Source organism: Desulfobulbus elongatus DSM 2908 (genome assembly GCF_000621145.1).
Taxonomy (GTDB): Bacteria; Desulfobacterota; Desulfobulbia; order Desulfobulbales; family Desulfobulbaceae; genus Desulfobulbus; species Desulfobulbus elongatus.
Window position 1 is genome coordinate 19964 of record NZ_JHZB01000002.1, and the last position, 24284, is coordinate 44247.

Consider the following 24284-nt stretch of genomic DNA (forward strand, 5'->3'; position numbering starts at 1 on the left):
ACTTGCGGCCTACGCCGCTTCGGACAGTGTGCGCCGCTTTCTCCGGCGCCTGCTGCGCGGCATCGGCGCTCCCGTATGGGTTTCAGGAACCGGAAGAAACAGCGTGGCGTGGCCTCTCTGCCAAGTGGCAGAATTGGTCGTTTCGACGCGCGCAGCGCGGAGAAATCTCCTTGCCATGGACGAGATTTCTCGTCGCTGCGCTTCTCGACAAATCGTACCTGCGGTCAAGGGTTTTCCCCCATCTGTTCCGCTGAGCATCGCAGGTCAGGGCGGATAAGACATGGGCACTGTTCGAGCGTAAGCGAGTTTGTCCATGTCCCGCCCTGACCGAGAAGCGCAAGGAAGCTCGAAGGGCCGGAACAGCGGGGTGCTCTTTTCTTGGTCCTTCTTTTGAGCAAGCAAAAGAAGGACGGCTCCGCGCCAGCGGAACGCCGTTTGTTCCCTGCGGGAGGCATTCTTTTCTTTGCTTGCCCAAAGAAAAGGATCAAAAGAAAAGGGCTTTTTGTCTTTTGAATTCTTCTCATCGTGAGAGATAGTTGCCGTTATTAGGATTGTTCCAACGCTGGAGCGTTGGAACAATCAATACATTAGAACGATCTTACTCTCTACCAAACAGACGATCCACCTCAAGGAGGCCCCATGTCCCACGTCCTCATCATCGGCGCCGGCGGCGTCGGTAGCGTTGTCGTCCATAAGTGCGCCCAGGTCAGCGAGGTGTTCAGCAAGATCACCCTGGCCAGCCGGACTGTGTCCAAGTGTGAGGCCATCGCCGCTTCTGTTAAAGAACGCACCGGCGTGCAGGTGGCCGTGGAAAAGGTGGATGCCGACAACGTCGCCGAGACCGCGGCCCTGATCCGGCGGATCAAGCCCGACCTGGTGCTCAACGTGGCCCTGCCCTATCAAGATTTGCCGCTCATGGACGCCTGCTTGGAAACCGGGGTCGACTACCTCGACACCGCCAACTACGAGCCGCCGGACGTGGCCAAGTTCGAGTACAAGTGGCAGTGGGCCTACCGGCAGCGCTTTGAGAAGGCCGGCATCATGGCTCTCTTGGGCAGCGGCTTCGATCCCGGTGTCACCAACGTCTACTGCGCCTGGGCCCAGAAGCACCACTTCGACGAGATCCACACCCTGGACATCATCGACTGCAACGCCGGCGACCACGGTCAGCATTTCGCCACCAACTTCAACCCGGAGATCAACATCCGCGAGATCACCCAGCGCGGCCGCTACTGGGAGCACGGCGAGTGGGTGGAGACCGATCCGCTGTCCTGGTCCATGACCTACGACTTTCCCGAAGGCATCGGCCCGAAAAAATGCTTCCTCATGTACCACGAGGAGCTGGAATCCCTGGTCCAGAACCTCCGCGGCCTCAAGCGGGCCCGCTTCTGGATGACCTTTTCCGAGCAGTACCTCACCCACCTGCGGGTGCTGGAAAACGTGGGCATGACCCGCATCGACCCGGTCAAATATCAGGGCGCCGAGATCGTGCCCATCCAGTTCCTGAAGGCGGTGCTGCCGGAGCCGGCCTCGCTGGGGCCGCTGACCAAGGGCCGCACCTGCATCGGTTGCGTGTTCAAGGGCGTCAAGGACGGCAAGGCCAAGCAGATGTACGTCTATAACATTTGCAGCCACGAGGAGGCCTTTCGCGAGGTCGGCTCCCAGGCGATCAGCTATACCACCGGCGTGCCGGCGATGATCGGGGCCAAGATGATGCTGCAGGGGTTGTGGCAGCGGCCCGGCGTGTGGAACATGGAGGAGTTCGATCCCGATCCCTTCATGGCCGATCTCAACACATACGGCCTGCCCTGGACCGTGGTCGAACTGTGAGCGAGAGCCGCGACCACGGCCGCTTCAACGGCCGATTGGCCTGTCGGTTCGATCCGGCGCGGGTGGCCACCCCGGCCTTCGTGGTCGACGAGGGCCTGTTGGCCGACAACCTGGCCATCCTGGCCGGGGTCAAGGCGCGGACCGGCTGTAAGATACTGCTGGCCCTGAAATGCTTCGCCATGTTCAGCGTTTTCCCGCTCCTGCGGCAGACGCTCGACGGGGTCTGCTGCAGCTCGCCGCACGAGGCGCGCCTGGGCCGGGAGGAGTTCGGCGGCGAGGTGCACAGTTTCGCCGCCGCCTATTCGGCCGGCGACATCGAGCAACTGGCCCTGACCTCCGACCACCTGGTGTTCAACTCCTTTGGCCAGTGGCAGCGGTTCCGCGGCCTGGCCGAGGAAAAGGCCAGGGCCGCCGGACGCACGCTGGCCTTCGGCCTGCGCATCAACCCCGAGCATTCCGAGGGCGCGGTGCCGATCTACGATCCCTGCGCGCCGGGCTCGCGGCTGGGCATCCGCAGGGCCGATTTCCGCGCCGATCTGCTCGACGGCATCAGCGGCCTGCACTGGCACAACCTCTGCGAGCAGGACGCCGACTGCCTGGAGCGGACCGTGGCCGCGGTGGAGCGCGGCTTTGCCGACGTCATCCCGCGCATGACCTCCATCAACTTCGGCGGCGGCCACCACATCACCCGGCCGGACTACCGGCTCGATCTGCTGATCGACATCGTGCGCCGCTTCCGGGACCGCTGGCAGACCCAGGTGTATCTCGAACCCGGCGAGGCGGTGGCCCTGAACGCCGGCTTTCTGGTGGCCACGGTGCTGGACCTGGTCCGGGCCGACATGCCCGTCGCCATCATCGACGCCTCGGTGCCGGCCCACATGCCCGACGTGCTGGAGATGCCCTACCGGCCGCACATCGTCGGTTCGGGCGAGCCGGGCGAAAAGGCCTGGACCTGCCGCATCGGCGGGCTCTCCTGCCTGGCCGGCGACATGGCCGGCGTCTACTCCTTCGATCGTCCCCTGAACCCCGGCGATCGGCTGGTGTTCACCGACATGGCCATCTACACCATGGTCAAGACCACCACCTTCAACGGCGTGCAGCTACCCTCCATCTACAGATACCAACCGGCGGACGACCGGCTCCTCCTGGTCCGCCGCTTCGGCTACGAGGACTTCAAGCACCGCTTGTCCTGATCCGGCCGCGGGGCCGCAGACCCGATCTTCCGCCGCGTGTCGGCCGGCCGGCTTGTGATTGACAGATGGCGATTTCTTGAATACGGTGGCCTGCACGGCGCCAGCCGACAACGAATGTTGCTTTCCTGTTTGCCCATTGGGAGGAATCCATGTCAGACATGCTCTATACGCCCAAAAGCGAAGTTGACGCGCGCATTCAACTGTTCCAGAAGACGCTCGATCAAATGGGCCTCGACGGCGCCCTGATCATCCACCACACCAACCTGTTCTACCTCAGCGGCACCTCGCAGTCGGGCCACCTGTTCATCCCCCGTGCCGGCGAGCCGGTGCTCATGGTGCGCAAGAGCTTCGAGCGCGCCCGCCGGGAGTCGCCGATCGCCACCGTGCTCGATGTCAAAAGCCTGAAAATGATCCCGGGAATCCTGAAGGAGCAGGGATTCGCCATCGACACCGTCGGCCTGGAGCTGGACGTCATCCCCTACAACACCTGGCAGTTCTACGGCAAAATCTTCCAGGAGACCACCTTCACCGACATTTCGGAATCCCTCAAGCGCATCCGCACCGTCAAGTCCGAGTACGAGATCGGTCTGCTGCAGGAGGCCTGCCAGGTGCTCGATCAGGTCTTCGCCGAGGTGCCGTCCATGCTCCGCGAGCACATGACCGAGATCGAGCTGGCCAGCCTGTTCGAGGCCGGCATGCGGCGGCGCGGCTACGGCGGCTGCTCCAAGATGCGCGCCTTCAACCAGGATTTCTTCATGGGCAACGTGACCTCCGGCGCCAGCGGCGCGGCGCCCACCTATTTCGACGGGCCGGTGGGCGGCTGCGGCCTGACCCCGGCCAACAACCCGCACGGCGCCGGCTGGAAGACCATCGGCCGCAACGAGATCGTCTACATCGACTACACCTGCGTGATCAACGGCTACACCGCCGACGGGGCGCGGATGTTCGTTCTCGGCGATGTCTCCGAGCGGCTGCGGCGGGCGCATGCCGCCTCCCTGGAGATCCAGTCCGCCCTCGTGGCCATGATCAAGCCGGGCACCATCTGCGAGGAGGTCTATGCCAAGTCCGTCGACCTGGCCGAATCCCTGGGCCTGCAGGACCATTTCATGGGCATCGGCAACGACCGGGTCCGCTTCATCGGCCATGGCGTCGGCCTGGAGCTGGACGAATATCCGATCTTCGCCAAGGGGGTGAAGATGCCTCTGGCCGAGGGCATGACCTTTGCTCTGGAGCCGAAATTCGTCTTCCCCGAAGGGGCCATCGGCATCGAGAACACCTATGTGCTCAGGGGAGACGGCCCGCAGGGGCTGACCCATGCCCCGGAGGCGATCATCCAGGTCTGACGGCCGTTGTTCCCGCGGCCCGCCCAGGGGCAACGGCCTGCGGCCGCTGCCCTCTTTTTTTGCCGTGCCGGCGCATTGCGCCCGCCGATGGGAAATATTCTTGACTCGAAATCGATTGTACGAGATCCTTGAATCAGTGATTCGAACGTCGTGCAAGGAATAAACACCATCACCATATCCCTATGCATTCATTTTTCCGCAGCTTCCTCAAGTCCCAGCCCCAGCGGGATGCCGCCCCGGCCGAACAGTGCCCCGTGCCCGCCCTTCAGGGGGATATCGCGGCCATCGCCGTCGAGAACATCTTCCAGTTGTTCGATTCGGCCGCCCTGACCGGAAAGCTCGAAATCCAGTCCCCGGACAACAGCGGCATCTTCTACTTCCGCGAGGGCATGTTCATCTACGGCCTGCTCAAGGTCAACCAACGCCGGATCGGCCAGATCCTCCTCGACACCCGGGCGATCACCGAGGAACAGTTGCGGGAATGTCTCCAGGCGCACGAACGGTCCGACGAACGGCAACGGTTCGGCCAGATCCTCCTGGACAAGGGATATGCCCAGCCCTACCTGCTGGACAAATCCCTGTTGCGCCAGATCAAGGAGGCCTTTTTCGAGGCCCTTTCCTGGAACGAGGGCACCTTCAGGTTCTACCCCGGCCAGGTGCCCGCCCCGGGCGAGATCCAGATGTACGGCCGGATCGACCGCCTGCTCCTCGAAGGCATGGTGCATATCGACCAGATTTCGGTGGACGGGAAAGGGGCCTCGTGACAAAACACCCGTCATTTTATCCGGTTATCGGTCAGGGTCGCTTTTCCCGCCCGTTCTTGCCCCCTCAAGGGCTACTTTCTGTTCGATTATCCGTCGCTGCTGTAGTATAGAGCTATCATTTTTCCACTGGCGCCGGGACAGCGGCCAACGGGCGGATTCGCCGCCTTTCCCCCCCTGCCCGGAGCACCCCCTTGCCAGGCCCGCCGGTCACGGGCGTTGTTCCGGACGGCGCCCCGGCCGGGGTGCGCCCGATTCGTGGTTGACGGCATCTGAACCGATCTGGGAGCAGGCACAGGATCTATGGAGCAGGACAACATCTTCGAGCGGTTGTTGCAGCTCGTGACCCGTTATACGCACGACCGGGGACAGGGAACGTTCATCGACTATCTCGATCCCGACGATCTCCGCCAACGGCTGCACCTCGAGGACGAACGCGGCCGAGGCGACTGGGAAGCGCTCTTCGCCTGGGTGGAGCGGTATCTGGCGCATGCGGTCAAGACCAGCCATCCCGCCTACCTCAACCGCATGTGGGCCGGAGCCAACCTGCCCTCGGTGGTCGGCGAGATGATTGCCGCCATCACCAACACCTCGGCCTGCACCTTCGAGACCGCGCCGGTCTCGACCCTGATGGAGAAATACCTGCTGCAGACCATGCTCGATCTGGTCGGATTTGCGGGTGGCTGCGGCCAGATGACCACCGGTTCGAGCAACGCCAACATGATCGCCATGATGGCCGCCCGCAACGACCTGCTGCCGGCGATCAAGCAGCAGGGGCTGTTCGGCTGCCCGGAGCTGTTCGCTTTGGTCAACGCCGACGCCCACTACTCCATGGACCGGGCCGCCAATATTCTCGGCCTGGGCACGAACCACCTGCTCAAGATACCGGTGGACGACCACGGCCGCATGCACATCCCGGCCCTGGAAGAGCGGCTGGCCGAGATCAGCTCGGCGGGCGGCCGGCCGTTTTTCGTCGCCGCCACCGCCGGTACCACGGTGCGCGGCGCCTACGATTCCCTGCCGCCGCTCTTGGCGTTGCGCGAGCGCTACCGTTTCTGGCTGCATGTCGACGGCGCCTGGGGCGGCGCCGTGCTCTTCAGCGACCGCCTCAAGCGGCACTTTCTGCCCGCGCTCGAACAGGCCGACTCCTTTACCCTCGATTTCCACAAGATGCTGGGCACGGCCCTGATGTGCAACGTGCTGCTGTTCAACCGCCGCCCGACGTTCCTGCGCGAGGTGTGCAGCGCCGGCGACGAGTCGTACATCTTCCGCGAGGGCGAGGGCGGCGAAATCCGCGATCTCGGCACCCTGTCCCTGCAGTGCGGCCGGCGGGTCGACAGCCTCAAGTGGTTCCTCGACTGGAAATTCTACGGCCGGGCCGGCCTGGCCGAGCGGGTGGAGCGGTATCTGGAGCTGTGCCGATACGCCGAGGATCGGGTGGGGCACCATCCCGACCTGGAGCTGGTGGTGCCCAGGGAATCCTTCAACGTCTGTTTCCGGTTTCGTCCCCCGGGAGACGTTCCGGCCGAGCCGTTCAACAAGGCGCTGCGGGAGCGGATGCACCGGACCGGCCGCGCCCTGGTCGGCACCGGCTATGTCAACGGCCAGCTGGTCCTGCGGCTGTTGATCACCAACATCAATGTGGGTAAACCCGAGATCGACCACTTTCTCGAGACGGTCGTCACAACCGGCCGGGAATTGCTGGCCGAAAGGAGCGGCCGGCCGTAATCAGCACCAACGAGGCGGACATGAGCGACAACGACTACGTGGTAACCCAGAAAGAGGCGGCCGATTACCTCAAGGTTTCGACCAAATCCATCAGCCGATACCGCAAGCGGGGTCTGCCCTACAAGCTGGTGCTCAATCCGGTGACCGGCAAACAGGAGGTCCGCTTCCGCTTTGCCGATCTGGAACGGTGGGACGAGGGCCGGCAGCTGCTCGCCACCTACGCCCGGGATGGCGAAGAGACGGTCGTTGGCGAGGGAAGGGCGGCCGGCGGCCGGGCGGCGTCCGGCGTGAACGACGGTTTTCTGGACGATCTGCTCCTGGCCTACAAACAGCAGATCGAACTGCTGCGCGACCAGTTGGAGGACATGCGCGAGCAACTGGCGCGCCGCGACCGGCAGATCGACGATCTGATGCGGCTGATGGTCGGCCTGCAACTGGAATACAAGCCCGCGGCCGCAGCCGGCGAACCGGACCCGGCCCGCGGGGGGGAGACCGGCCCGCGGCCGGAGGAGCGGGCCGCCGAACTCTACGAGAGCGTGGTGCTGCCGGCCGCCGCACCGGCAACGCTGTCCGGAGCCGTACCGGCGCCCCCGCCACCCCGGCCGGAGGCGGCCACGGGCAAGAAGGTGTTCAGCCGGGAGCAGCTGTCGGCCTCGATCCAGCGGCTGCGGCATAAGGGCAAGAGCTACGAGGAGATCGCCCGGGGGCTCAACCAGATCAACGTGGCCACGGTTTCCGGCCACCCGGAGTGGACGGTCCCGGAGGTGCAGACCCTGCTGCCTGGGCTGGTGGAGGCGACTTTCCGCGCCATGACCGGGGAAGATCTCTGCTGAGGGCCACGCCTGCGCCGTTGCATCGCGGCTTTTGCTCGTTTTCCCGTGCGAACCGCAATCGCGGCTTGACTTCGCCCGGTGCCCCAGGTAGGATGGGCCGCATCGAAATTCAGGTGTCCGTATCGACGGATGAAAAGGGAATCCGGTGCAAGGCCGGAACGGGCCCGCCGCTGTAACCGGGGACGAATTCCGCTGATTGACCACTGTCCCGAAAGGAATGGGAAGGCGCGGAAGGAGGGCGATCCGGAAGTCAGAAGACCTGCCTGAATCGAAGACGCCGGCCTTGCAGGCAACAGGGCGGTGGCGGACTCCAGCGGTAAAAAAGGGACATCCTGGATCAAGTTCATTGGTCCGGGATTTTTTTGTTTCGGGCCGCAATTGCCGATTCCGGCGGCGGGCTTTCCGCCGATTCTGTCGCGATACGACCGAGGGAGCAAGCGGTGCACGAAAACACGGCGATTGTGCTGGCCACGTTCGGAACCACGGTGGAGACTGCATTGGGCGGGGTGCTGGCCATCAGGGACACCATGGCCGCCGCCTTTCCGCACACGCGGGTCAAGCTGGCCTTCACCTCCAACCAGGTCCGCCGCATCTGGCACCGGCGCGCCGCCGATGCCGCCTATGTGGCGGCCCATCCCGAGGTGCCGCGGGAAATCCTCTCAATCGAGGGCATCCTCGCCGCCGTCGCCATCCTGCAGGACCGGGGCTTCACCGCCCAGGTCGTCCAACCCACCCATGTCGTCCCGGCCGAGGAATTCCACGACCTGACCGCCTATGTCCGCGGCCTGCTGTCGATCCGCACCATGAAACCGCGCTGGCGGCCGTTTAAGGCCATCGCCCTCGGCCGGCCGCTGCTGGGCGCCTATTCCCCCGACCGCCCGTATGCCGACGACATCCGCATCCTGGCCCGGGCCCTGGCCGACGACGCCGCCCTGGCCCGCGAACACGGCGCCGCCCTGATCTACATGGGGCACGGCAACCGCTATTTTCCCTCCGGCGGCCTCTATCTCGAATTCGCGGCCCGCATGCGCCAGTTCTATCCCGAGGTCCTGACCCTGATCGGCACGGTCGAGGGTTTTCCCGCCTTCGACGAGGTGCTGGCCGACCTGCGCCTCCACGGGGTGCGGCGGGCGGTCATCAAACCCCTGCTCATCGTGGCCGGCGAGCACGCCACCCGCGATCTGGCCGGTCCCCAGGAGGATTCCTGGCGGTCGATGCTGGGCAGGGAAGGGATCGAGGCCGTGCCGGTGCCTAGGGGATTGGGCGAGCATCCGGCCGTGGCCCGCATCTTTGTCGAGCATGCCGCCCAGGCGGCGGCCGAGGCCGGCGTGGAGCTGCGCTGATGAGCGGCCGGATCGCCTTGGCCTGGATGCTGCCGCTGGCGGCGGCCCTGGTCTTCGGCGTGGCGCTGTCGGCCACTCTGGGCTATCTCGACGTGTCGATCCCGGATGTGTTCGCCATCCTTTTCGCCAAGCTCCACGGCCAGACCATGCCGGCGGGCATCGACCCGGTGGCCGCCACCGTGGTCGCCGACGTGCGCATGCCCCGCATCCTGGCCGCGGTGCTGGTCGGCGGCCTGCTCGGGGTCAGCGGCGCGGTCTTCCAGGCGATCCTGCTCAATCCCCTGGCCGACTCCTACACCCTGGGCATCTCCACCGGTGCCGCTTTCGGCGCCTCGCTGGTGATCGTCCTGCAGATCTTCGGCCTCGTCCTGCCGCCCGGCGTCACCATCCCGATTTTCGCCTTCGGCGGCGGCGCGGGGACGCTGGCGGTGGTGCTGTTCCTCGCTGCCGGCGACCGGCGGCTTTCCTCCACCAGCCTGATCCTCGCCGGGGTGATCGTGGCCGCCATCCTGTCGGCGGCCATCGGCTTTCTCAAATTCCTCGCCGACGAGCAGGTGGGCCTGATCGTCTTCTGGCTGATGGGCAGCCTGGCCGGGGCCTCCTGGGCCAACATCCTCCTGCTCGCGCCCGCGGCCCTGGCCGGTACCCTGGTGGCCGTGCTCTACAGCCGCGATCTCAACATCATGGCCACCGGCGACCGCGCCGCCACCTCGCTGGGCGTCAACACCGTGCGCCTGCGGCTGGTGTTGCTGGCCGTCGCCACCCTGATGACCGCCTTGGCGGTGTCGGTGTCCGGCATCATCGGCTTCGTCGGCCTGATCGTGCCGCACATGCTCCGCCATCTGGTCGGTCCGGACAACCGAGCGCTGATCCCGCTTTCCTTCTTCATCGGCGGCCTGCTGCTGCTGATCGCCGACACCCTGACCCGGGCCGTGCTGCCGGTGGAGGTGCCCATCGGGGTGCTGACCGCGCTTCTGGGCGGCCCCTTCTTCTGTTTCCTCTTCAAAAAACGGCAACGGGATGGCGCCACCGCTTTCTGAACGGAACACGGAGAATCTCTGGTCGCTGACCGGGGTGCACTTCGGCTACAACGGCACGCCGGTGCTGCGCGATGTCAGCCTTAAGCTGCGCGCCGGCCAGTGCACCGGCATCCTCGGCCCCAACGGCAGCGGCAAGACCACCTTGCTCGACCTGCTGGCCGGCCTGCAAACGCCGCAGGCCGGCACCATCGAATTCCTGGGCCGGCCGCTGGCGACCTGGCCGAAGAAGCAGCTGGCCCGGCTCCTGGCCCTGGTGCCCCAGGATTTCATGGTCCGCTTCGGTTTTTCGGTCCGCGAGGTGGTGGAAATGGGCCTCCATCCGCACCTCCATCGCTTCGCCACCCCCAGCGAGGCCGACCGGGCGCTGATCGACCGGGCCCTGGCCGCCACCGGCATCGCCGCCCTGGCCGACCGGCCGGTCACCCGGCTTTCCGGCGGCGAGAAGCAGCGGGTGGCCGTGGCCCGCGCCCTGGCGCAGCAACCGACAGTGCTTCTGCTCGACGAGGCCACCTCCAACCTCGACATCCACCACAGCCTGGAACTGCTCCATCTCATCCGCGACCGGTTCGAGCGCCAGGCGATGCAGGTGGTGGCGGTGATGCACGACCTCAACCTGGCCGCGTTCTTCTGCGACCACCTGATCTTCCTGAAAGAAGGGCAGGTGATCTGCCAGGGGCCGACCGAGGAGGTACTGACCCCGGCAACGATCGGCACCGTCTACGGCGTCGAGGCGGAGGTGACCGCCAATGCCTTTACCAACTGCCGGCAGGTGAGCTTCAGGCTGCCGGCTGCCCTGTAATCTCAACCCATCGGTCCCATGCGCAGCAAAGTTTGTCTCTTCGTTCCCTGTCTCGTGCTCCTGTTCGCCACCCTGGCCGTTGCCGCGTCGATTGTCGACAGCGAGCAGCGCACCCTGGTGTTTGCCCAGCCCTTCAAACGGATCATCTCGCTCTATCCGGCCCATACCGCCAATCTGCTCGAACTGGGGCTGAACCGGGAGATTATCGCCTGCGGTCCCAGCGACACCCGACTCCCCGGCCGACCGGTGGTCCAGTTCCAGGACGACCCGGAACGGCTTCTGGCCCTCAAGCCGGATCTGGTCCTGATCCGGCCGATGATCAGCCGCGGCTATCCCAACCTGGTGCGCATCCTGGAGAAGAACAATGTGCGGGTGGTGTCGCTCCAGCCCACCGACGCCTCGGAGCTGTTCGCCTACTGGGAAGCCCTGGGCACGCTGACCGGCCGCGAGCAGCAGGCCAAGGCCATGGTCGACACCTTCAACGAGAAGCTGGCCGAGATCACCGCGCCGCTGCACAAGATTCCCCCGGAAAAGCGCAAGCGGGTCTACTTCGAGGCCATCCATCGCCAGATGAAGACCTTTGCCCCCAGCTCCATCGCCATGTTCGTCCTGGAGTCGGCCGGCGGCGTCAACATCGCCATCGATGCCGAGCGGATGCGCGAAACCAACATCGCCGCCTACGGCAAGGAGCGGATTCTGGCCAAGGCCGACCAGATCGACCTCTACCTCGCCCAGAACGGCCGGATGAATCCGGTGAGCGTGGACGACATCGTCAGGGAGCCGGGCTTCGGCGTGATCAAGGCGGTGCGCGACAACCAGGTGTTTCTGGTCGACGAGGAGATGGTGTCGCGGCCGACCATGGGCCTGCTCGACGGCATCGGCTTCGTCCGCTCGCTGCTCTACCCCGATTACGGCCAGGAAGGCCTCTCCCTGCGATGAGCCGGCCGGCCCTGCTCATTGCCGGTACTCATTCGGGCTGCGGCAAGACGACAATCACCCTCGGGGTGATGGCCGCCCTGGCCCGGCGCGGGCTGGCGGTCCAGCCCTTCAAGTGCGGCCCGGACTTCATCGACCCCAGCCTGCACCGGTTGGTGGCCGGCCGGGTGTCGCGCAACCTCGATGTCCGCATGTGCGGGGTCGACTGGGTACGGCAGACCTTTGCCCGGCACGGTTCGTCGGCGGACGTGGCCGTGGTTGAGGGGGTGATGGGATTGTTCGACGGCGGCGCGGGCTCGGCCGCGACCCTGGCCAAGACGCTCGATCTGCCGGTGCTGCTGGTGGTCGATGTCCGCTCGGCGGCGGAAAGCGTGGCCGCCGTGGTCCACGGCTTCGCCACCCTCGATGCCGGCGTCCGCCTGGCCGGCGTGATCGGCAACGGCATCGGCTCGGACAAGCACCGGCAGATGGTGGCCGAGGCCATCGGCGCCCATTGCGCGGTGCCGCTGCTCGGCTGCCTGCCCCGCAGCGAGGCGGTGGCCATCCCCTCGCGCCATCTCGGCCTGCACATGGGCGAGGAGCATCCGCTGACCGGCACGGGGCTGGCACGATTGATCGAACTGATCGAAACCCATGTCGACCTGGAGCGGCTTGTGCGGATCGCGGCAACGCCACGGCGCGAGGAGCCCGCACCGGGAGAGACGACCCCGGCGAATGCCGGTGCGCCGGTGCGCATCGGCGTGGCCCGGGATGCGGCCTTCTGCTTCTACTACGAGGACAACCTCGACCTGCTGCGCGCGGCCGATGCGGAACTGGTGTTCTTCAGCCCGTTGGACGACGACCGCCTGCCGCCGGACCTGGCCGGGCTCTACCTTGGCGGCGGCTATCCGGAACTGCATGCCCGCCGCCTGAGCGACAACCGCGCCATGATGGCGCAGGTACGGGCCTTTGCCGAGATCGGCCGGCCGGTCTACGGAGAATGCGGCGGGTTCATGTATCTGTGCCGCTCGCTCGCCGATCTGGACGGTCACGAATTTCCCATGGCCGGCCTGTATCCCTTTGCCGCCCGGATGCAGACCCGGCTGCGCAGCCTCGGCTACCGCCGGCCGCAGGTGGTGCAAGACTGCCTGCTGGCCCCGGCGGGCGCGGTGCTCCACGGCCACGAGTTCCATTACTCGACCATCGACACCGACGGCGTCGCGGTGCCGGCGGCGTACGTTTTGGAGGAGGGCCGGCCCGAGGGATTCGTGGCCTGCGGCCAGACCCTGGCCGGCTACGTCCACCTCCACTGGGGCCGCACCCCCGAGGCGGCGGCGCGGTTTGTCGAAGCCTGCCGGGCGGCCGCCAGGTAAGGTGGTATCCACGAACGAACATTGAAACAATCCACCCAGGTGCATACCATGGTCACCCTGCAACCCATCGCCCCCCAGGACATCGAGGCCGAGAGCTTCCGCATCATCGAGCGCGAACTCGGCCCCACCCGGTTTGCCCCCGAGGAGTTCGCCGTGGTCCGGCGCGCCATCCACGCCACCGGCGATTTCGGCTTTGCCGAGCAGTTCCGCTTCCATCCCCGGGCGATGGCCGCCGGCCTGGCGGCCATCCGCGCCGGCAAGAATATCCTGGTGGACGTCACCATGGCGGCCAGCGGCATCTCCGCCGGCCTGCTCGGCCGCTTCGGCGGCAAGGTGATCTGCCGGGTGGCGGAGCCGGAAACCGCGGCCCTGGCGAAAGAGGGCGGCACCACCCGCTCCGACGCCGCCATGGTGCGCGGCACCGGCGACAACATCGGCATCGTCGCGGTGGGCAACGCCCCGACCGCGCTGCTCAAGGTCATGGACCTGATCGACCGGGGGCTCTTCGCCCCGGACTTGGTCATCGGCGTGCCGGTGGGCTTTGTCAATGCGGCCGAATCCAAGGAATTGCTGGCGGCAAAGCCCTATCCCTTCATCACCGCCCTGGGCCGCAAGGGCGGCACGCCGGTGGCGGTGGCCACGGTCAACGCCCTGCTTCGGCTGGCGTAGGACAACCATGGGCGCGTCGGCCGGGAAAAAGACGCTGCGCAGCGGCTATACCACCGGTGCCTGCGCGGCGGCGGCGGCCAAGGCGGCCACCCTCTGCCTGCTGGGTTTGGTGCGCCCGGAGACGGTGGAGATCCCCTTTCCCGACGGCTCCCGCCACCGTTTTGCCCTGTGCCGCACCGGCACGCAGCCGGCCCTGGCCACCGTGGTCAAGGATGCGGGCGACGATCCCGACGTCACCAACGGCGCCGAGATCGGGGCCGAGGTGCGCTGGCTCGAGTGCGGGCAGGAGGAGCGGATCGTCCTGAGCAACGGTGACGGCGTCGGCCTGATCACCAAGCCCGGCCTGCCCGTGCCCATGGGGGAGCCGGCCATCAATCCCGTTCCCCGGCAGATGATCCGGGCAGCGGTGGCCGAGGCCCTGGCAGGCTCGGGCCGCGAAAATGACGGCCTGGAAGTGCGGATCTTCGTGTGCGACGGCGAGATCCTGGCGGAGAAGACCCTCAACCGGCGCCTGGGCGTGATCGGCGGCCTGTCGATCCTCGGCACCACCGGCATCGTCCGGCCGGTGTCGGCCAAGGCCTGGACCGACACCATCGAGGCCTCGATGCAGGTGGCCCGCGCCGTCGGCCTCACCGAGGTGATCCTTTCCACCGGCCGCACCTCCGAGGCCATGGTCCAGGGGCTGCTGCGTCTGCCCGAGGAGGCGCAGGTGATGATGGGCGATTACCTGCACTATGCCCTGGAGGCGGCGCACCGGCACGGCTTTTCCCGCATCCACCTGGCGGCGATGTGGGCCAAGCTGGTCAAGGCGGCCCTGGCCGTGCCCCAGACCCATGTGCGCAACGGCGCCCTGGAGGTCCGGCAGGCCGCCGACCTGCTGGTCGATCTCGGCCTGGACCCGTACAGCGCCGCCGTGCTCCGCACCGCCAACACGGCGCGCGAGATCTACGACCGGCTCAAGGCCATGCACCGTGCCGACCTGATTGCCGCGGTCTGCCACCGGGCCGGAGAGCAGGCCGGGCAGTGGTCCGGTCTGCCGGTGCGGGTCTACCTGGTGACCTCGGAGGAGGGGGTGGTCCATGTCGCGGATTGAGCTGATCGGCATCAGCGGCACGGCCTTCACCGCCGAGCAGTGGCCGCTCCTGCGCCGCTGCGCCGCCATTGTCGCCTCCCGCCGTCACCGTTTTCTGGTGGCCGGCCTGCCCCAGCCGGTGATTGACATCACGCCGGTGGCGGCCATGCTCGATAAGGTGGCAGAGGTCCTGGCCAGCGGCGATGTCGCCATCCTGGCCAGCGGCGACCCGCTCTTTTACGGCATCGGCCGCACCCTGATCGACCGGTTCGGCCCGGAGCGGCTGACGGTCCGTCCGGCCCTGTCGGCCATGCAACTGGCCTGCGCCCGCTTCCGCATCCCCTGGGACGACCTAGCCCTGCTCAGCGTCCACGGCCGCTCGTCCGACAATCTTCCCGGCAGTGTCCTCCGCCACCAGCGGGCCATGCTGTTCACCGACGGCCGCAACAGCCCGGACCGGGTGGCGGCCGAACTGCTGGCAGCCCTGACCGCCTGCGAAGACACGGAGCGGCTCGGCGCCATCCGCGTCCGGGTGGCCGAGAATCTGGGGCTGGGCGACGAGCGGCTCACCGGCGGCGGCCTGGCGGAGATCGCGGCCCGCACCTTCGGGCCGCTGAACATGATGCTGATCGAGCAATCGCTGCCGCCGGCGGTGGTCCCCTTCGGTCTGCGCGAGGACGAAATCGCCCATTCTCGCGGCCTGATCACCAAGGACGAGGTCCGGGCCGCCACCCTGCACCGGTTGCGGCTGCCCGCCACCGGCGTGTTCTGGGACATCGGCGGCGGCTCGGGCTCGATTTCGCTGGAAGCCTCCCGGCTCTGCCCGGAACTGGCGATCCGCATTGTTGAGAAAAAGCCGGAGGAGCAGGCCAACATCCGGGCTAACATCCGCCGATTCGGCGCCTACTCGATTGCTCTGGTCTGCGGCCAGGCCCCGGAGGTCCTGGCCGGGCTGCCCGCGCCCGACTGCGTCTTCATCGGCGGCAGCGGCCAGCGGCTGGAGGCGATCATCGCGGCGGCGGCGGATCGTCTTGCCGACGGCGGCCGGATCGTGATCAACGCCGTGCTGAAGCAGACCGAAACCATTGCCCTGGCCTGCCTGGAGCGGCTGGGGCTGCGGGTCTCGGCCAGCACCCTGGCCGTCAGCCGTCGACCGGCGTCCGGCGGCGATATCCGGACATTCAACCCCATAACCCTTATCACAGGCGACAAATGAAGAGCGACACTCCCCCATCGCGGACCGGCCGGCTCTACCTGGTCGGCGTCGGGCCCGGCGATCCGGAACTGATGACCTACAAGGCGGCGCGCATCCTGAGCGAGACCAAGGTGTGGGCTGTGCCCACGGCCAGGAAGGGCGGCACGAGCAGCGCCCGGCAGATCGCCGAGCAGGTGGTGCCGACCAACGGCCGCATCGTGCTTTCGCTCTGTTTTCCGATGAAAAAGGTCTATCTCGGCCAGGAGACCGACGACCAGTTGCTGGCCGCCTGGCGCCGCTCGGCCGACGAGGTCATCCGCCACCTCGACCTGGGGGAGGATGTGGCCTTTCCCACCCTGGGCGACGCCACCCTGTATTCCACCGCCTTCTACCTCCTGGCCATGATTCAGGAAGAGCGGCCGCAGACGCCGGTGACCGTGGTCCCCGGCATCACCGCCATGGCCGCCTGCGCCGCCTCGCAGTCCAGTCCGCTCGCCCTGGGCGACGATGTTTTGGCCGTGGTGCCGGCCGCCTTCGAGGACGAGCGGCTGCGCGCCATCCTCACCACCTTGGATGCGGTGGTGCTGATGAAGGTGCACCGGCGCATCGACGCCCTCATCGACCTGCTCGAAGAGCTGGACCTCGTCGGTTGCGCGGTGCTGACCGAACGCTCGGGCATGGAGGGCGAGCGGGTCTACACCGATGTCCGCGAGGCCAGGGGCCGGCAGTTGCACTACTTCTCCACCATGGTGATCCGCAAGAAAAAGGTACAGGTGTCCAATGGAATCGACGCGCACGCCGCCTGAAGCGGTCCGCCACCCCGTGGTCTTTCTCGGCGCCGGTCCCGGCGATCCGGAACTGCTTACCCTCAAGGGCCGCCGCCTGCTCGACGAGGCGGACGTGGTCGTCTATGCCGGCAGCCTGGTGAACGCGGCCCTGCTCGACGGCATCGGGGCCGTCTGCCACGACAGCGCTTCGCTCGACCTGGAGGCGATCATGCGCCTTTTGGTCGAGGGCTACCGGCAGGGCTTGCGGGTGGTGCGGCTGCACACCGGCGATCCGGCCATTTATGGTGCGATCCGCGAACAGATGCAGTGGTTGGATGCGGCCGGCATCCCCTACGAGGTGGTGCCGGGCGTGAGTTCGGCCCTTGCCGCCGCCGCCGCCCTGAAGAAGGAACTGACCGTGCCCGAGGTCACCCAGACGGTGATCTTCACCCGCCAGGCTGGCCGCACCCCGGTGCCGGAGCGGGAATCGCTGCGTAACCTGGCCCGCACCCAGGCCACCATGTGCATCTTCTTAAGCGTGTCGATGATCGCTGCCGTGGTCGAGGACCTGCTCGCCGGCGGCTATCCGGCCGCCACCCCGGTCGCCGTGGTCGAGCGGGCCAGTTGGCCGGATGAGCAGATCGTCCGGGGCAGCCTGGCGGATATCGCCGGCAAGATCCGGGACTCGCGGATCAAAAAGACGGCGATGATCGTGGTCGGCCCGGCCCTGGCCGAGGACAGCCGCATCGCCTCCAGACTCTACGATGCCGGATTCACCCACGAATACCGCTGAGGGCTGCCCCAGCCACCCTAACTGCCGCCTGGCCGTGCTGGCCCTGACCAGGGGCGGCTGCGTTCTGGGCCGGCAACTGGCCGCGGCTCTGGACGGCGATTTTTTCGCCGCGAAAGGGCGGCTCGCCCAGGTGATGGCCACAGCCTGGGCCGACTACCGGGAGATTGTCTGCATCATGGCCACCGGCATCGTGGTGCGTACCGTGGCCCCGCTGCTGCGCGATAAGGGGCACGACCCGGCCGTGGTGGTCTGCGACGAGAAGGGGCGCTTCGCCATCTCGCTCCTCTCCGGTCATGTCGGCGGCGCCAACGCCCTGGCCGGGCGGGTGGCGGCCGCGACCGGCGGCCAGGCGGTGCTCACCACGGCCTCCGATGTCCTGGGCCGCACCGCGCTCGACCTCTGGTGCCGCGATCTCGGACTCAGGCCCGGCGACAAGGCCGCCTTGACCCGCGCCATGGGCCGCTTGGTCGACCGGGGGATGCTCGCGGTCTGGAGCCGCTATCCCCTGCCGGACCTGCCGCCGGATCTCAAAGCGGTTGCCGATCAGAGCGGGGCGGACCTGATCATCGACAGCCGCGATGCGCCGTCCGGACAGGCCGCCGTGCTCTATCCCAGAGCCCTGGTGGTCGGCATCGGCTGCAACCGGGGCACGACGGCCGCGGCCATCGCCGCCGCGGTCGAGGCCACCTGTACCCGGCACGGCCTCGCGCCCCAGGCCATCGCCCGCCTGGCCTCGATCGACCTCAAGCGGGACGAGGCGGGCCTGCTCGCCTATGCCCGCGAGCACGGCTTGGCCATCGATTTTTTCGACAAGGATGCCCTGAACCGGGTCGAGGGCGTCGCCGTCTCGGCAGCGGTTCTGCGGGCCACCGGCGCCAAGGGGGTGGCCGAACCGGCGGCCCTGCTCGGCGCCGGGCCGGGGGCCGTGCTGCTGGCGGCCAAGATGAAATGGACCGACGTCACCACCGCGGTGGCGGAAATCGCCGATCCGTTCGCAATGACAACCCACAAAACAGGAAAACAATGACAACAGCACAGGACACCCCCACCGGATCCTTGGCCGTGGTCGGCCTCGGCCCCGGCGCCGCCGACCTCATGGCCCCCCGCGCCCGCACCGCCCTGAGCGCGGCCGAAGTGGTCGTCGGCTACCGCACCTATCTCGACCTGGTGCGCGACTGCCTCAATCCGGCCAGCGAAGTGCTCTCCTCCTCGATGATGCAGGAGATCGACCGCTGCCGCACGGCCCTGGAACGGGCCGGGCAGGGCCGCCGGGTGGCCCTGGTCTGCGGCGGCGACCCCGGCATCTACGCCATGGCCGGCCTGGTGTTCGAGCTGGCCCGGTCGCTGGACACAACCGTGCCCATCGACGTCATCCCCGGCATCGCCGCCCTCAATGCCTGCGCCGCCGTTCTGGGCGCGCCCCTGATGCACGATTTCGCCGCCATCAGCCTCTCCGACCTGATGACACCCTGGGAGCTGATCGAGCGCCGCCTCGAGGCCGTGGCCCCGGCCGATTTCGTGGTGGTGATCTACAACCCCAAATCCAAGAAGCGCACCGACCAGATCGTCAGGACCCGCGAGATCATGCTCGCCCACCGTTCCCCCGACACCCCGGTGGGCATCGTCTCCGGTGCCGCCCGCGAGCACGAGACCGTGCGCCTGACCACGCTCGAAAAGATGCTCGACGAGGCCATCGGCATGCAGACCACGGTCATCATCGGCAACTCGCAGACCTTTGTCTGGCGCGACAGGATGGTCACCCCGAGGGGCTATGGCCGGAAGTACGGGTTGTGAGGGGAAAACGGGAACGACCGGAAGAATGACGGCCGCTCCGGCCGCCTGTTTCCGGAGAAGGGCGCTGTCATTTCCCGCACAGCGGGAAATCTCCTGGCCACAACGAGATTTCTTCTCGCTGTGGCTGTCGGAAAGACCCGAAAGACATGTCGTGCTTGTGCAGTGGCAACGGAATTACAGCCGGTTGACCAGGGAGGCGAAGGCGGCGCCGTCCAGGCAGCCCCGGCCGAGCATGATGCCGCCCAGTCCGGCAAGGCGCCACAGCCCGGCGCCGTTATCGATGGTCACCCCGCCGCCGTACAGCACCGGCCGGTTATCCGTCTTCTTGGCGATCTGGGGCAGCAGGGCCGCAATCTCCGCCTCTCCCCTGGCCATCTCGAAGGTGGCCGGGGTATCGGGCGTATAGGCCCAGATCAGTCGGCCCAGTTCCTCGGCGGCCATGGCCGCGGTCTGGGGAATCAGCACATCGCGGTCGAAGCACACGATCGGGTGCAGGTCCTCGGCCAGGGATTCGTAGGCCTGGCGGGCCACATCCTGGACGGTTTCGTGAAAGTAGCGCCGCCGCTCCCGGTGGCCGAGCAGGGTATAACGCGCCAGACCCCGCAGCCAGGCCGCTGGAATCGCGCCGGTGTAGTTGCCCTGGGGATAGGAGGACACCCCCTGGCTGGCCAGGCTGACCCCGGCCAGCGATTGCACCCGCTCGGCAATCCGCTCCAGAAAGAGAAACGGCACCGCCAGCACCACCTCCAGATCGGTTCGCGGCCGGTAGACACCGGCAAAGGCATCGCACCACTGCACCGCCTTGTCCAGCGACAGATTGGCCTTCCAGTTGGCCAACACTCTTTTCTGCATGGTCTTTCCTCCGTTTCGCGGCAGGCAGGGCCGCTCCCGTCAATGCGCGTTGCCGCGCTCGTCCTGGCGCAGACTGCCGGGGTCGACCTGATGAACCAACGGCGCTTGCCGCCTCGGCTCAGGTGTCACCTGCCGATCCCGGTCGCCCCAAAGGGTCGCCAGCGCGCCGACCACTCCCAGAATCAACACCAGCAATCCCAGCGTCACGCCCGCGACGCGCAGGATTGGCCATCGTTTGCCGCCGGGAGTGCTCCCTTCGTTTTTCAAGGTTTTCCGTCCGCCAGCAGGGCGGCGAGCAGGGCACAAAGCAGCCGGCTGTCGGTCCCGGTGATGCGCACGGTCTTGCTCCGGCTCTGGTGGCCGCTTTTGATGGTCAGGGCGGATTTGGGCAGATGGAAGAGTTTGGCCAGATAGGCGACGACCGCCTGATTGGCCTTGCCGTCCACCGGCGGAGTGGTCAGGCGGAGCTTGAGCAGGTCGCCCTGCAACCCGGCCAGGCCGTTGGCGGCGGCCCGGGGCTGGACATGCAGACGGAGCAGCAGGGAACCGTCGGGCAGCGGTTGCAGGCAGGGGAGTTCTGTTGGGGAAACCCTGTCGTCCATACGCGCCGGTCGCCCGCGCCCCTACTGCAGATTGACGGCGATCTGCTGCAGGGTGGGAACGAGGAAGCTTTGCAGGAAAACGATGATCAGGATGAGGATCATCGGGCTCAGGTCGAGGCCGCCCATGATCGGCACCACCCGGCGGATTTTCTCCAGCAGCGGGTCGGTCACCTGGCGGAGAAAACGGACAATGGGATTGTAGGGGTCGGCATTGACCCAGGTGATGACCGCTCGGGCGATCACTACCCAGATATAGGCACCGAGGACGAAATTGATCAGTTTGGCCACGGCCATGAGAAAATTTCCGAACATGAACATAAAAGGCACCTGCCAGGTTTATCGATGTGTTTGTTCTGCGCCCAATGGATACCAAGGGGGAACGGCGGCTGGTCTCAGGCCACCCGGCTGCCGGCCGCCGCCGGCCCCGCCACCGTGGCCACCACCAGCCGTTCCGTGCCGTCGGCCAATTGCTCCTTGGCGGCCAGCACCATCCCCTGCGAAGGGATGCCCATCAGTTTGGCCGGCTTCAGGTTGGCGACAATGATCACCTTCTGGCCGACGAGCGCCTCTGGATTGTAATACTGGGCGAGGCCGGCGACAATGGTCCGTTCCTCCGGGGCCTGCACGGTCAGCTTGAGCAATCGGTCCGACTTGGCCACCTTTTCGGCGGCCACGATCTCCGCCACCCGCAGGTCCACGGCCTTGAACTGATCGATGCCGATCAGCCCTTCGCCCGGCCCCGCAACGGCCTCTTGTTTCACCGGCTGCTTGGCTGCGGCCGCGGGCTCCGTCTTGTGCTCCACCCGGGGAAACAACGGCCCAACCTTGCCGATGACCGTGCCCGCGGGGATGCTTCCCCAGATCACGGCATCGTCGATGACGGCAGCGGCGAACCGCTCGCCCATGCCCAGGGCCGCGGCCATCCTGGTGGCGGTCTCCGGCATGACCGGTCCCAGCACCAGGGTGATTTTCCACAGCGCCTCGGCGAGGAAAGCGAGCACTGTGCGCAGCCGGTCGGCCTGGCGCGGATGCTTGGCCAGTTCCCACGGCGCATTGGCGACGATGTAGCGGTTGAGCAGCCCGATCACCTCCCACACGGCCTGCAGGGCCCGGTGAAAGGCAAACCCGTCCATGTGTTCCCGGTACTCGGCCACCATGGCGGACATCGCGCTCATCAGCTCGCGGTCGTCCGGCGTGAGGGTGCCCCCCGACGGGCGCTCCGGCACCCGGCCGCCCTCGTACTTGTCGATCATGGCCAGGGAGCGGGAAAACAGGTTGCCGAGGTCGTTGGCCAGGTCGGCGTTGTGGCGGGCGAGGATGGCGTCGCCGGAAAAGGAGGCGTCCAGGCCGAAACTCATCTCGCGGAGGACGAAATAGCGCACCGTGTCCACGCCGTAGGTTTCGACCAACTCCCTCGGACGGACGACGTTGCCCAGCGACTTGGACATCTTGGTGGCGTCCACGTTCCAATAGCCGTGCACATGCAGGCGCTGGTAGGGTTCGAGCCCCATGGCCCGCAGCATGGTCGGCCAGTAGATGGCATGCGGCTTGAGGATGTCCTTGGCGATGACGTGCTCGGCCGCCGCCCAGTACCGCGTAAAATCCGGGCCGTCGGGATAGCCGATGCCGGTGAGGTAGTTGATCAGGGCGTCGAACCAGACATAGGTGACGAAGTTCGCGTCAAAGGGCAGCGGGATGCCCCAGGTCAGGCGCGAGGTCGGCCGGGAGATGCACAGGTCCTCCAGCGGCTCGCTCAGAAACGACAGCACCTCGTTGCGGTAGCGTTCGGGCGTGATGAAGTCCGGATTGGCCCTGATGTGGTCGATCAGCCAGTCCTGATACCTGGACATCCGGAAAAAATAGTTCTGCTCGGTAATCGGCTTCGGTTCCACCAGATGATCGGGGCACTTGCCGTCCACCAGTTCCTTCTCGGTGAGGAACCGCTCGCAGCCCTTGCAGTACAGGCCCGAATATTCGCTGAAATAGATGTCGTCCCGGTCGTACACCTGCTGGAGGATGTCCTGCACCGTCCTGATGTGATCGGCATCGGTGGTGCGGATGATGTAGTCCGGCCGGATGGCGAGGTGCGGCCAGGTTTCCCGGAAGGCGGCGGCGATCCGGTCGACGTAGGCCCGGGGCGTTTCCCCGGCCTTGGCGGCGGCCTCGGCGATCTTCTCGCCATGCTCGTCGGTGCCGGTCTGGAAACGGACCTCGTCGCCGCACAGCCGCCGGAACCGGCTGTAGGTATCGGCGACGATCGTGGTATAGGCATGCCCCAGGTGGGGCAGGGCATTGACGTAGTAGATCGGGGTGGTGACGTAGGTTGGCATGCTGAATGGTTCCGCTTGAAGAATACAAAGGGGGGGCGCCGGCGGGTGGCGTTGCGAACGGACCGGGAAGGGGTCAGTCCTCCTCGACCGGTTCGTCCTGTATCCCCCAGATGTCGATGGTCGTGCGCCGGCTCTTTTTCCCGGGTCCCTTGCGGCCGGTGCTTTTCGGGATCGGATCGGCGGCCCGCCACTCTTCCTCGGAAAACAGCCGTTCCTCGCCATCGGAGGCAACCGCCGCCACCTTGCCCAGCAGCGGGATCAGCCGGGTGACCTGGTAGACCTTGCCCTCGAACTGGATCTGCCGTCCCACCCGGGGCATTCCTTTTTTCATGGTTTTGTAGGTCTCGTACTCGTAGGTCAGGCAGCAGAGCAGGCGGTTGCACAACCCCGAGATCTTGGCCGGGTTGAGGGGCAGGTCCTGGGCCTTGGCCATCTTGATCGAAACCGAATCGAACTTGCTGAGAAAGGAGGTGCAGCACAGCTCCCGGCCGCAGGGGCCGAGTCCGCCGATCATCTGGGTTTCGTGGCGGACGCCGATCTGGCGCATTTCCACCCGGGTGCGGAATTCCTGGACCAGCACCTTGACCAGTTCCCGGAAATCGACCCGGCTTTCGGCGGTGAAATAAAAAATGATCTTGGATCCGTTGAAAAACCGTTCCACCCGCACCAGGTGCATGGGCAGGCCGAGGCGTTCGATCTGGCGCTGGCAGAGCCGGAAGGCGTCCTGCTCCAGTTGCGGCAACAGAATGTATTTTTCCTGTTCCTCGGTGCTGGCCCGGCGATGGATGCGGTAGCCGGACGGCTGACCGGCTTCCGCGATCCCGGGGAAACGGCCGGCCACGGTGGCCGGTTCGGCTCCGTGCTCGGCCCGGACCATCACCTGGTCCCCCCGCGCCAGATCGGCCAAATGGGCATGGGCGGTGAACTCCTGTCCCTGTTTGCGAAAACGGATCTTATAATAATAATATAGCGCCGCTTCCTCGCCACCGGCTTCCCTGGTCGGGGAAGAAGGGACGGGCTGCGGCTCGCTCGGGCTGTCGGTCATGATTGAT

24 protein-coding genes and 1 riboswitch are annotated in these 24284 nt (G+C 66.5%); of the genes, 18 read left to right on the forward strand and 6 right to left on the reverse strand.

The features are described 5' to 3' along the window. The first annotated feature begins 639 nt into the window (after positions 1 to 639). The 18 genes from Q362_RS0101115 (at position 640) to cobJ (ending at position 19448) form a co-directional block, all read left to right on the forward strand. Positions 640 to 1830, forward strand: a complete 1191-nt coding sequence (locus tag Q362_RS0101115; RefSeq protein WP_028317169.1) for a saccharopine dehydrogenase family protein — start codon at positions 640 to 642, stop codon at positions 1828 to 1830. Next, on the forward strand, positions 1827 to 3023 hold the full coding sequence (nspC, locus tag Q362_RS0101120; protein ID WP_051553436.1) for a carboxynorspermidine decarboxylase: 1197 nt from the start codon (positions 1827 to 1829) through the stop codon (positions 3021 to 3023). The genes Q362_RS0101115 and nspC overlap by 4 nt, the downstream gene beginning before the upstream one ends. A gap of 149 nt (positions 3024 to 3172) precedes the next feature. After that, on the forward strand, positions 3173 to 4366 hold the full coding sequence (locus Q362_RS0101125; protein WP_028317171.1) for a M24 family metallopeptidase: 1194 nt from the start codon (positions 3173 to 3175) through the stop codon (positions 4364 to 4366). A gap of 182 nt (positions 4367 to 4548) precedes the next feature. Further along, positions 4549 to 5130: a DUF4388 domain-containing protein gene (locus tag Q362_RS0101130; RefSeq protein ID WP_028317172.1), complete on the forward strand. Its 582-nt coding sequence runs from the start codon at positions 4549 to 4551 to the stop codon at positions 5128 to 5130. Positions 5131 to 5430: 300 nt separating this feature from the next. Continuing rightward, on the forward strand, positions 5431 to 6855 hold the full coding sequence (locus Q362_RS0101135; RefSeq protein WP_028317173.1) for a pyridoxal phosphate-dependent decarboxylase family protein: 1425 nt from the start codon (positions 5431 to 5433) through the stop codon (positions 6853 to 6855). Positions 6856 to 6875: 20 nt separating this feature from the next. Further along, entirely contained in the window at positions 6876 to 7688 is an 813-nt protein-coding gene (locus Q362_RS0101140; RefSeq protein ID WP_028317174.1) for a helix-turn-helix domain-containing protein, read from the forward strand. Positions 7689 to 7782: 94 nt separating this feature from the next. Next, positions 7783 to 7969, forward strand: a riboswitch (cobalamin riboswitch). A gap of 159 nt (positions 7970 to 8128) precedes the next feature. After that, positions 8129 to 9031, forward strand: a complete 903-nt coding sequence (locus Q362_RS0101145; protein ID WP_035215219.1) for a sirohydrochlorin cobaltochelatase — start codon at positions 8129 to 8131, stop codon at positions 9029 to 9031. Further along, positions 9031 to 10071 carry a FecCD family ABC transporter permease gene (locus tag Q362_RS0101150; protein WP_028317176.1) on the forward strand — a complete coding sequence of 347 codons (1041 nt, stop codon included), beginning with the start codon at positions 9031 to 9033 and terminating at the stop codon, positions 10069 to 10071. Before Q362_RS0101145 ends, Q362_RS0101150 begins: the two co-directional genes overlap by 1 nt. Further along, the gene (locus Q362_RS18555) at positions 10052 to 10870 is read left to right on the forward strand and encodes an ABC transporter ATP-binding protein (RefSeq protein WP_051553438.1); all 819 of its coding nucleotides are present in this window, start codon (positions 10052 to 10054) and stop codon (positions 10868 to 10870) included. The genes Q362_RS0101150 and Q362_RS18555 overlap by 20 nt, the downstream gene beginning before the upstream one ends. Positions 10871 to 10888: 18 nt before the next feature. After that, entirely contained in the window at positions 10889 to 11809 is a 921-nt protein-coding gene (locus Q362_RS0101160) for an ABC transporter substrate-binding protein (RefSeq protein ID WP_028317177.1), read from the forward strand. Then, the gene (locus tag Q362_RS0101165; RefSeq protein WP_028317178.1) at positions 11806 to 13158 is read left to right on the forward strand and encodes a cobyrinic acid a,c-diamide synthase CobB; all 1353 of its coding nucleotides are present in this window, start codon (positions 11806 to 11808) and stop codon (positions 13156 to 13158) included. The genes Q362_RS0101160 and Q362_RS0101165 overlap by 4 nt, the downstream gene beginning before the upstream one ends. Positions 13159 to 13206: 48 nt before the next feature. Continuing rightward, positions 13207 to 13827, forward strand: a complete 621-nt coding sequence (locus tag Q362_RS0101170) for a precorrin-8X methylmutase (protein ID WP_028317179.1) — start codon at positions 13207 to 13209, stop codon at positions 13825 to 13827. Between the two features lie 7 nt (positions 13828 to 13834). Beyond that, positions 13835 to 14920, forward strand: a complete 1086-nt coding sequence (locus tag Q362_RS0101175) for a cobalt-precorrin-5B (C(1))-methyltransferase (protein WP_028317180.1) — start codon at positions 13835 to 13837, stop codon at positions 14918 to 14920. After that, a complete protein-coding gene (gene cbiE / locus Q362_RS18560; protein ID WP_051553440.1) occupies positions 14907 to 16115 on the forward strand; it encodes a precorrin-6y C5,15-methyltransferase (decarboxylating) subunit CbiE in 1209 nt (402 codons plus the stop codon). The genes Q362_RS0101175 and cbiE overlap by 14 nt, the downstream gene beginning before the upstream one ends. After that, entirely contained in the window at positions 16112 to 16900 is a 789-nt protein-coding gene (cobI, locus tag Q362_RS18565) for a precorrin-2 C(20)-methyltransferase (protein WP_051553442.1), read from the forward strand. The genes cbiE and cobI overlap by 4 nt, the downstream gene beginning before the upstream one ends. Further along, entirely contained in the window at positions 16875 to 17654 is a 780-nt protein-coding gene (cobM, locus tag Q362_RS0101190; protein ID WP_028317181.1) for a precorrin-4 C(11)-methyltransferase, read from the forward strand. The genes cobI and cobM overlap by 26 nt, the downstream gene beginning before the upstream one ends. After that, on the forward strand, positions 17626 to 18681 hold the full coding sequence (locus Q362_RS18570) for a cobalt-precorrin 5A hydrolase (protein WP_051553444.1): 1056 nt from the start codon (positions 17626 to 17628) through the stop codon (positions 18679 to 18681). The genes cobM and Q362_RS18570 overlap by 29 nt, the downstream gene beginning before the upstream one ends. After that, positions 18678 to 19448 carry a precorrin-3B C(17)-methyltransferase gene (cobJ, locus tag Q362_RS0101200; RefSeq protein WP_028317182.1) on the forward strand — a complete coding sequence of 257 codons (771 nt, stop codon included), beginning with the start codon at positions 18678 to 18680 and terminating at the stop codon, positions 19446 to 19448. Before Q362_RS18570 ends, cobJ begins: the two co-directional genes overlap by 4 nt. 174 nt (positions 19449 to 19622) lie before the next feature. Here cobJ and Q362_RS21825 read toward each other — a convergent pair whose 3' ends face one another. The 6 genes from Q362_RS21825 to Q362_RS0101230 form a co-directional block, all read right to left on the reverse strand. Continuing rightward, the gene (locus tag Q362_RS21825; RefSeq protein WP_028317183.1) at positions 19623 to 20300 is read right to left on the reverse strand and encodes a triose-phosphate isomerase; all 678 of its coding nucleotides are present in this window, start codon (positions 20298 to 20300) and stop codon (positions 19623 to 19625) included. A 39-nt stretch (positions 20301 to 20339) separates the two neighbouring features. Further along, complete coding sequence (locus Q362_RS0101210; protein WP_028317184.1) at positions 20340 to 20567, reverse strand: hypothetical protein; 228 nt, start codon at positions 20565 to 20567, stop codon at positions 20340 to 20342. Continuing rightward, a complete protein-coding gene (locus tag Q362_RS0101215; protein ID WP_051553446.1) occupies positions 20564 to 20902 on the reverse strand; it encodes a DUF167 domain-containing protein in 339 nt (112 codons plus the stop codon). Before Q362_RS0101215 ends, Q362_RS0101210 begins: the two co-directional genes overlap by 4 nt. 21 nt (positions 20903 to 20923) lie before the next feature. Further along, positions 20924 to 21220: a YggT family protein gene (locus tag Q362_RS0101220; RefSeq protein WP_028317186.1), complete on the reverse strand. Its 297-nt coding sequence runs from the start codon at positions 21218 to 21220 to the stop codon at positions 20924 to 20926. A 74-nt stretch (positions 21221 to 21294) separates the two neighbouring features. Further along, a complete protein-coding gene (gene metG / locus Q362_RS0101225) occupies positions 21295 to 23232 on the reverse strand; it encodes a methionine--tRNA ligase (RefSeq protein ID WP_028317187.1) in 1938 nt (645 codons plus the stop codon). 73 nt (positions 23233 to 23305) lie between these two features. Next, complete coding sequence (locus Q362_RS0101230) at positions 23306 to 24277, reverse strand: PSP1 domain-containing protein (RefSeq protein WP_028317188.1); 972 nt, start codon at positions 24275 to 24277, stop codon at positions 23306 to 23308. Positions 24278 to 24284 lie beyond the last annotated feature (7 nt).

Excerpts from the sequence above, each read along its gene's own strand:
- Q362_RS0101220 (WP_028317186.1), bottom strand. The coding sequence starts at position 21,220 with ATGTTCATGTTCGGAAATTTTCTCATGGCCGTGGCCAAACTGATCAAT.
- metG (WP_028317187.1), bottom strand. The coding sequence starts at position 23,232 with ATGCCAACCTACGTCACCACCCCGATCTACTACGTCAATGCCCTGCCC.
- Q362_RS0101150 (WP_028317176.1), top strand. The coding sequence starts at position 9,031 with ATGAGCGGCCGGATCGCCTTGGCCTGGATGCTGCCGCTGGCGGCGGCC.
- Q362_RS0101140 (WP_028317174.1), top strand. The coding sequence starts at position 6,876 with ATGAGCGACAACGACTACGTGGTAACCCAGAAAGAGGCGGCCGATTAC.
- Q362_RS0101230 (WP_028317188.1), bottom strand. The coding sequence starts at position 24,277 with ATGACCGACAGCCCGAGCGAGCCGCAGCCCGTCCCTTCTTCCCCGACC.
- cbiE (WP_051553440.1), top strand. The coding sequence starts at position 14,907 with ATGTCGCGGATTGAGCTGATCGGCATCAGCGGCACGGCCTTCACCGCC.
- Q362_RS0101130 (WP_028317172.1), top strand. The coding sequence starts at position 4,549 with ATGCATTCATTTTTCCGCAGCTTCCTCAAGTCCCAGCCCCAGCGGGAT.
- cobM (WP_028317181.1), top strand. The coding sequence starts at position 16,875 with ATGGAATCGACGCGCACGCCGCCTGAAGCGGTCCGCCACCCCGTGGTC.
- Q362_RS0101135 (WP_028317173.1), top strand. The coding sequence starts at position 5,431 with ATGGAGCAGGACAACATCTTCGAGCGGTTGTTGCAGCTCGTGACCCGT.
- Q362_RS0101115 (WP_028317169.1), top strand. The coding sequence starts at position 640 with ATGTCCCACGTCCTCATCATCGGCGCCGGCGGCGTCGGTAGCGTTGTC.
- Q362_RS0101215 (WP_051553446.1), bottom strand. The coding sequence starts at position 20,902 with ATGGACGACAGGGTTTCCCCAACAGAACTCCCCTGCCTGCAACCGCTG.
- cobJ (WP_028317182.1), top strand. The coding sequence starts at position 18,678 with ATGACAACAGCACAGGACACCCCCACCGGATCCTTGGCCGTGGTCGGC.
- Q362_RS0101125 (WP_028317171.1), top strand. The coding sequence starts at position 3,173 with ATGTCAGACATGCTCTATACGCCCAAAAGCGAAGTTGACGCGCGCATT.
- cobI (WP_051553442.1), top strand. The coding sequence starts at position 16,112 with ATGAAGAGCGACACTCCCCCATCGCGGACCGGCCGGCTCTACCTGGTC.
- Q362_RS0101170 (WP_028317179.1), top strand. The coding sequence starts at position 13,207 with ATGGTCACCCTGCAACCCATCGCCCCCCAGGACATCGAGGCCGAGAGC.
- Q362_RS0101160 (WP_028317177.1), top strand. The coding sequence starts at position 10,889 with ATGCGCAGCAAAGTTTGTCTCTTCGTTCCCTGTCTCGTGCTCCTGTTC.
- Q362_RS0101175 (WP_028317180.1), top strand. The coding sequence starts at position 13,835 with ATGGGCGCGTCGGCCGGGAAAAAGACGCTGCGCAGCGGCTATACCACC.
- Q362_RS0101165 (WP_028317178.1), top strand. The coding sequence starts at position 11,806 with ATGAGCCGGCCGGCCCTGCTCATTGCCGGTACTCATTCGGGCTGCGGC.
- Q362_RS18555 (WP_051553438.1), top strand. The coding sequence starts at position 10,052 with ATGGCGCCACCGCTTTCTGAACGGAACACGGAGAATCTCTGGTCGCTG.
- Q362_RS21825 (WP_028317183.1), bottom strand. The coding sequence starts at position 20,300 with ATGCAGAAAAGAGTGTTGGCCAACTGGAAGGCCAATCTGTCGCTGGAC.
- Q362_RS18570 (WP_051553444.1), top strand. The coding sequence starts at position 17,626 with ATGCCGGATTCACCCACGAATACCGCTGAGGGCTGCCCCAGCCACCCT.